This is a genomic window from Marmoricola endophyticus (assembly GCF_014644415.1).
Taxonomy (GTDB): Bacteria; Actinomycetota; Actinomycetes; order Propionibacteriales; family Nocardioidaceae; genus Marmoricola; species Marmoricola endophyticus.
This window is the reverse complement of the sequence record NZ_BMKQ01000001.1, coordinates 3,368,453-3,374,816: the sequence shown is the minus strand read 5'-3', so window position 1 is coordinate 3,374,816 and position 6,364 is coordinate 3,368,453. Positions and strand designations below refer to the sequence as shown.

The window sequence follows — 6,364 nt, the reverse complement described above, 5'->3', positions numbered from 1 at the left end:
CCGCGCGCCCGTCGACGACCGCCGCGCCGGGAGCGTCCGACCGCGGCCGGGGCGCACGGGCGCCGCAGCGCGCGGCCGCCGACGGCACCGTCACGGCCGGCACCCCCCACGCCACCGGCACACCGTCCGCGACCGGCGAGGACACCGTGCGTCCCGGGGACAGCCTCTGGGCCGTCGCGCGTCGTCACCTGCCACCGGACGCCGGCCCGGCCGAGATCAGCCGCGCCTGGACGGCGATCTACGACGCCAACCGCGACGTCGTCGGAGGCGACCCCGACCTCATCCACCCCGGCACCGACCTGCGGCTGCCACCGACCTCCGAGGAGAACCAGCCATGACGCAGCCCACCACCGCCGCCACCACCACGCAGACCGTCGCGCCCTGGCAGCGCCCCGGGGTCGCCGCGGTCGCGCGGCTCACCCCCACGGACCGGCCGGGCGTCGACGGCGCACTGGCGCTGGCGACCGCACCGACGCGGCACCGCAGCGGCGCGCCCGTACGCGCCGGGCGCCCCGACCTCCGGCTGCTCGACGGCGGGCAGGCGCGCACCCGGGCGTGGACCCTGCGCTTCGTCCAGGTCCTCGTCGAGGTGCTCGGCGGCGACCGCGGTCCGCAGCAGCTGCTGCGCTGCACCAGCCCGGAGGTCTACCTCGACCTGAGCCGGCGCTCGGAGGTCCTCAACCGCGTCGCCAGCCCGGTGCAGCGCCGGCGCCGAGTCCGGGCACAGGTGCGCAGCGTCCACGTCGCCATGCCCACGCCGTACGTCGCCGAGATCTGCGCCCGCGTCGAGCAGGGCGGCCGCAGCCGTGCCCTCGCGGGCAGGCTGGAGCTCGCCGAAGGGCGCTGGACCTGCACCGCGCTGGAGTTCGGGTGAGCCCTACCCTCCGGCGCGGGTCACCTGACCGGTCGGGCCGCCCGGCGCCCCGTGGCAGCGCTTGAACTTCTTGCCCGACCCGCAGGGGCACAGCTCGTTGCGGCTGACACCGGCGAACTCGTCGTCGGCCGTCGTGACGCTGCCGCGCACCTCGGCCTCGCCGTCCTCGTCCGGCCCGGAGTAGCTGAGGTTGGCCGCGGCACGCGGCTCGTCGAGCCCCTTGGCCCGCACCGAGGCTCGAGCGCCGTCCTCGGCGCCCGCCTCACCGCCGGCCAGCGCGGCCAGCAGGCTGTCGGCGGACGCGGCCGCCGCGTCCTCGACGCTGATCGTGACCGGCTCCTCCGGCTCCTCGAGCTGGACGTCGACGTTGAACAGGTACCCGACGGTCTCCTCGCGGATGCCCTCCTTCATCGCGGAGAACATGTCGAAGCCCTCGCGCTGGTACTCGACCAGCGGGTCGCGCTGGGAGTAGGCCCGCAGCCCGATCCCCTCGCGAAGGTAGTCCATCTCGTAGAGGTGCTCACGCCACTTGCGGTCCAGCACCGAGAGCAGCACGCGCCGCTCGAGCTCGCGCATCACGTCGGCCCCGAGCTGCGCCTCGCGGGCGTCGTACGCCTTCTGGGCGTCGGCCTGCAGCGTCTCGCGCAGGTCGTCGCGGTCCATGCCGTCGCGGCCCCCTGCCTCCGCCTCCAGGTCCTCGTACCGCACGGAGATCGGGTACATCGTCCGCAGGGCGGTCCACAGCGCCTCGAGGTCCCACTCCTCGGGGAACTCCTCGGTCGCGGCGTCGACGTAGCCGCCCACGGCGTCGTGGATCATCGCCCGGATCTGGTCGTCGAGGTCGGCTCCCTCGAGCACGTCGCGACGCTCGGCGTAGATGACCTCGCGCTGCCGGCTCATCACGTCGTCGTACTTGAGGACGTTCTTGCGGGAGTCGAAGTTCTGCGCCTCGACCTGCCCCTGCGCCGAGGCGATCGACTTGGTGACCGACTTGTTCTCGATCGGTACGTCGTCGGGCACCTTCAGCGCCAGCAGCACCCGGTCCACCCAGTCCGACTTGAACAGCCGCATCAGCTCGTCCTCGAGCGAGAGGTAGAACCGCGACTCACCGGGGTCGCCCTGACGACCCGAGCGACCGCGCAGCTGGTTGTCGATGCGGCGCGACTCGTGGCGCTCGGTGCCGACGACGTACAGGCCCCCGGCCTCCTTGACCTCGTCGTGCTCGCGCGCCACACGCTCGCGCATCTGCTCGACCGTCTCGGACCACCCGGCGTCGTACTCCTCGGGCTGCTCGACCGGGTCCAGGCCGCGGCCGCGCAGCTCCTGGTCGGCGAGGAACTCCACCGACCCGCCGAGCATGATGTCGGTGCCGCGACCGGCCATGTTGGTCGCGACCGTGACCGCGCCCTTGTGGCCGGCCAGCGCCACGACCTTGGCCTCGTCGGCGTGCTGCTTGGCGTTGAGGACCGTGTGCGGGATGCCGCGCTTCTTCATCAGGTTCGAGAGCAGCTCGGACTTCTGCACCGAGACGGTGCCGACCAGCACGGGCTGGCCGTTCTTGTGCCGCTCCTCGATGTCGTCGACGACGGCGTCGTACTTCGCGGCCTCGGTGCGGTAGACGAGGTCTGCCTGGTCGACGCGCGCCATCGGCTTGTTGGTCGGGATCGGCGTCACGCCGAGCTTGTAGATCTTGTCGAACTCGGAGGCCTCGGTCATGGCCGTGCCGGTCATCCCGGAGAGCTTGTCGTAGAGCCGGAAGAAGTTCTGCAGGGTGATCGTCGCGAGCGTCTGGTACTCCTCGCGGACCGTCACCCCCTCCTTGGCCTCGATCGCCTGGTGCAGACCGTCGTTGTAGCGCCGCCCGGACAGCACGCGGCCGGTGTGCTCGTCGACGATGAGCACCTCGTCGTCCATGACGACGTACTCCTTGTCGTTGCGGAACAGCTCCTTGGCCTTGATGGAGTTGTTGAGGAACGAGATCAGCGGGGTGTTCACCGAGTCGTAGAGGTTCTCGATGCCCAGGTGGTCCTCGACGCGGGTGATCCCGGGCTCGAGGATGGAGATGGTGCGCTTCTTCTCGTCGACCTCGTAGTCGGTGTCGAGCGTGAGCCGCTTGGCGACCTTCGCGAACTCGCCGTACCACTTCACCTCGTCCTGGGTGGGGCCGGAGATGATCAGCGGGGTGCGCGCCTCGTCGATGAGGATCGAGTCGACCTCGTCGACGATCGCGAAGTGGTGGCCGCGCTGCACGCACTCCTCGAGGCTGTTGGCCATGTTGTCGCGCAGGTAGTCGAAGCCGAGCTCGTTGTTGGTGCCGTAGGTGATGTCGCAGGCGTACGCCTCGCGCCGCTGGTCCGGCGTCATGTCGGGGAGGATGACCCCGACGCTCAGGCCCAGGAAGTGGTGGACGCGGCCCATCATCTCGGACTGGAACTTGGCCAGGTAGTCGTTGACGGTGACGATGTGCACGCCGTCGCCGGTCAGCGCGTTGAGGTACGCCGGCAGCGTCGAGACCAGGGTCTTGCCCTCACCGGTCTTCATCTCGGCGATGTTGCCGAGGTGCAGCGCGGCGCCGCCCATCACCTGGACGTCGAAGTGGCGCTGGCCCAGCACCCGCTTGGCCGCCTCGCGGACGGTGGCGAAGGCCTCGGGCATCAGGTCGTCGAGCGGCTCGCCGTCCTCGATGCGCTTGCGGAACTCGTCGGTCATGCCGCGCAGCTCCTCGTCGCTCATCGAGACGAAGTCGTCCTCGACGGCGTTGACCGAGGTGGAGACGGCCTGGAGCCGGCGGAGGATCTTGCCCTCCCCGATGCGCAGGACCTTGTCGATCATCGACACAGCAGAACTCCCGGAGCGTTGGTGCGGAAACAGACCATCGCCATGCTACTGACCTCGTCCGACGGCTGCTGCCAGCGCCGCCGCGAGGTCGCCCCGCTCCCCCACCACGACGTGGTCGAGGCCCAGCCAGCCCGCCAGCTGCCACAGCTCGGCGGCGAGCTCGTGGGCCGTCTCGGCCTGCGCCGATCCCTGGGCGTGGTCCTCGGCGTACGCCGCCGGCACGCGCAGCACCCCCGCGGCCCGGTCGGCCTTGAGGTCCACCCGCGCCACCGGCCGGTCGCCGAGGAGGAAGGGCAGCACGTAGTACCCGTGCCGCCGCTTGTCGGCGGGCACGTAGATCTCGATGCGGTAGTGGAAGCCGAAGAGCCGCTCGGTGCGCTCACGGCGCCACACCACCGGGTCGAACGGGCTGACCAGGGCACGTGCCCCGACCCGCCGGGGCAGACCCCGCTCGGCCACGTCGCGGTGGACGTACGCCGGCGCCCCCCACCCCTCTACCTCGGCCTCGACCAGCTCGCCGTCCTCGACCAGCGAGGCGACCGCGGGACGCGACTCCGCGTGGTGCATCCGGTAGTAGTCGCGCAGGTCCGGCTCGGTGGCGACGCCGTACGAGCGGGCGGCGCGGCGGACCAGCTCACGGTGGGCCTCGGCCGGCGACGGCGTGGGGGTCGCCAGCACCTCGGCGGGCAGCACCCGCTCCGGGAGGTCGTAGCGGATCTCGAAGGCGGAGTTGCGTCCCGCCACCGCGACCACGCCGCCGGCGAACAGCGCGTCGAGCGCACGTCGCGTGACCGACCAGTTCCAGCCCCAGTGGTCCTTGGTGCGCGGGAGACCGTCGTCCAGGTCGCGGGCGGTGCTGGCCCCGCGGTCCGCGATCTCCGCGAGCAGCGAGTCGACCAGCTCGGGCGTGACGCCGTCGTTGCCCCACTTCCCGTTCCGGGCCCGGTAGGCGGCCATCCGGTGCTGCATGTGCGGCCACAGCTCGACCGGCATCAGCGCCTGGACGTGGGCCCAGTACTCCACCACGCGGCGCGGTCGTCGCTCGGCCGCGCGGTGCAGCAGCGAGGTGTCGTACGGGCCCATCCGGGAGTACAGCGGCACATAGTGTGCGCGCGCCAGCACGTTCACCGAGTCCACCTGCAGGACGCCGGTGCGCTCGAGGGTCCGGGAGAACGTCCGCATCGTCGGCACCGCCGGGCGCGGGTCGCGGAACCCCTGCGCGACCAGGGCCACGCGGCGCGCCTGCGCCGCCGAGAGGCGGAGGGGTGCGCTCACGGCAGGTCGAGGATCTTCTCGCGCACGGCGTACATCACGGCCTCCATCCGCGAGTGCAGCTGCAGCTTCTCCAAGATGTTGCGCACGTGGTTCTTCACGGTGTTCTCGGAGATGAAGAGCTGGCCGGCGATGTCGCGGTTGGCCAGTCCGGTCGCGACCAGCCTGAGCACCTCGAGCTCACGGGCCGTCAGCCGTGGTCCGGGGACCTCCTCGGCCCGCCCGGAGCGCGACATCTCCTTGAACTCGTCGAGCAGCTTGACCGCCATCGACGGGCTGATCAGCGACTGCCCCTCGGCGACCACGCGGACCGCCTGCGCCACCTCGTCGATGGAGGCGTCCTTGAGGAGGTAGCCGGACGCGCCGTTCTTCACCGCGTCGTAGAGGTCACCCTCCTCGTCGCTCATCGTCAGCATGATGATCCGGGCGGTCGGGACCAGCTCCTTGATCTCGACGCAGGCCTCCAGCCCGGAGCGCTTGGGCATCCGGACGTCGAGCAGCACCACGTCGGGCGCGACCGAGGCGGCCAGCTCGGCGGCGGCGGCACCGTCGCCCGCCTCGCCGACCACCTCGATGTCCGGCTCGACCCCGAGCAGCATCGTCAGGCCACGACGGAACAGCTCCTGGTCGTCGACCACGACGACCCGGATCGGCTCGGACTCCTGACCTGCCACCACGTCATCGTGGCAGACGCCGGCCGCGGATCAGCCCTCGGCGACGCGCAGCGGCACCTCCGAGGCCTCCAGGTCGAGCGCGATCACGCCGTAGTCGTAGCCGCGCCGGCGGTAGACCGCCGACGGAGCACCCGTCCCGGCGTCGACGAACAGGTAGAAGTCGTGCCCGACGAGCTCCATCTCGTACAGCGCCTGCTCGACGGTCACCGGCACCGCAGGGAACGTCTTCTCGCGGACCACCAGGGGGCCGTCGCCCTCGACGCGGACCGGGCCCGTGGTCGGCGGGACCGCACCGTCGTCCCCCGCGCCCGCCGCCAGGTCGGCCGGGACCTCCTCGACCAGCGCGTCACGCAGCGCGGCCGGCGAGTGCTGGCCGCGGTGCACCTTGCGCCGGTCGTTGGCCCGCCGCATCTGGGAGGCCATCTTGTCCAGGGCCAGGTCGAGGGCCGCCATCTTGTCCTCGGCGCACGCCTCGGCGCGCACCACCGGTCCCCGGGACAGGGCGGTGAGCTCGACGCGTACGGCGCAGTCCGGCTTGGAGGACACGCCCTTCTCGACCTTCACCTCCATCCGGATCAGCCGGTCGTCGTGCTTCTCCAGCCGCGCCAGCTTCTCCTCGACGTGCTCCCGGAACCCGGCCGACACCTCGCAGTGCCTGCCCTTGACGACGATGTCCATCGCAACCTCCCGCTAGCCGTAAAAAGAC

General features: G+C 71.5%; 6 protein-coding genes. 2 read left to right on the top strand and 4 right to left on the bottom strand.

Going from position 1 to position 6,364, the window contains the following annotated elements; all coding sequences use genetic code 11:
- Together IEX42_RS16575 and IEX42_RS16570 are read left to right on the top strand one after the other, a co-directional pair.
- Positions 1–338, top strand: a 338-nt coding sequence (locus IEX42_RS16575) for a LysM peptidoglycan-binding domain-containing protein (protein WP_188780774.1), incomplete at its 5' end; no start/stop codon positions are given.
- Entirely contained in the window at positions 335–874 is a 540-nt protein-coding gene (locus tag IEX42_RS16570) for an Rv3235 family protein (RefSeq protein ID WP_188780773.1), read from the top strand. The genes IEX42_RS16575 and IEX42_RS16570, both read left to right, overlap by 4 nt.
- 3 nt (positions 875–877) lie before the next feature.
- Here IEX42_RS16570 and secA read toward each other — a convergent pair whose 3' ends face one another.
- Genes secA through hpf form a run of 4 tightly spaced genes read right to left on the bottom strand, consistent with a single transcriptional unit; the run spans position 878 to position 6,336 of the window.
- On the bottom strand, positions 878–3,706 hold the full coding sequence (gene secA / locus IEX42_RS16565; protein ID WP_188780772.1) for a preprotein translocase subunit SecA: 2,829 nt from the start codon (positions 3,704–3,706) through the stop codon (positions 878–880).
- Between the two features lie 51 nt (positions 3,707–3,757).
- Entirely contained in the window at positions 3,758–4,987 is a 1,230-nt protein-coding gene (locus IEX42_RS16560; RefSeq protein ID WP_188780771.1) for a winged helix-turn-helix domain-containing protein, read from the bottom strand.
- Entirely contained in the window at positions 4,984–5,658 is a 675-nt protein-coding gene (locus tag IEX42_RS16555) for a response regulator (RefSeq protein ID WP_229660930.1), read from the bottom strand. The genes IEX42_RS16560 and IEX42_RS16555 overlap by 4 nt, the downstream gene beginning before the upstream one ends.
- A gap of 30 nt (positions 5,659–5,688) precedes the next feature.
- Positions 5,689–6,336, bottom strand: a complete 648-nt coding sequence (hpf, locus tag IEX42_RS16550; RefSeq protein WP_188780770.1) for a ribosome hibernation-promoting factor, HPF/YfiA family — start codon at positions 6,334–6,336, stop codon at positions 5,689–5,691.
- Between the last annotated feature and the right edge of the window lie 28 nt (positions 6,337–6,364).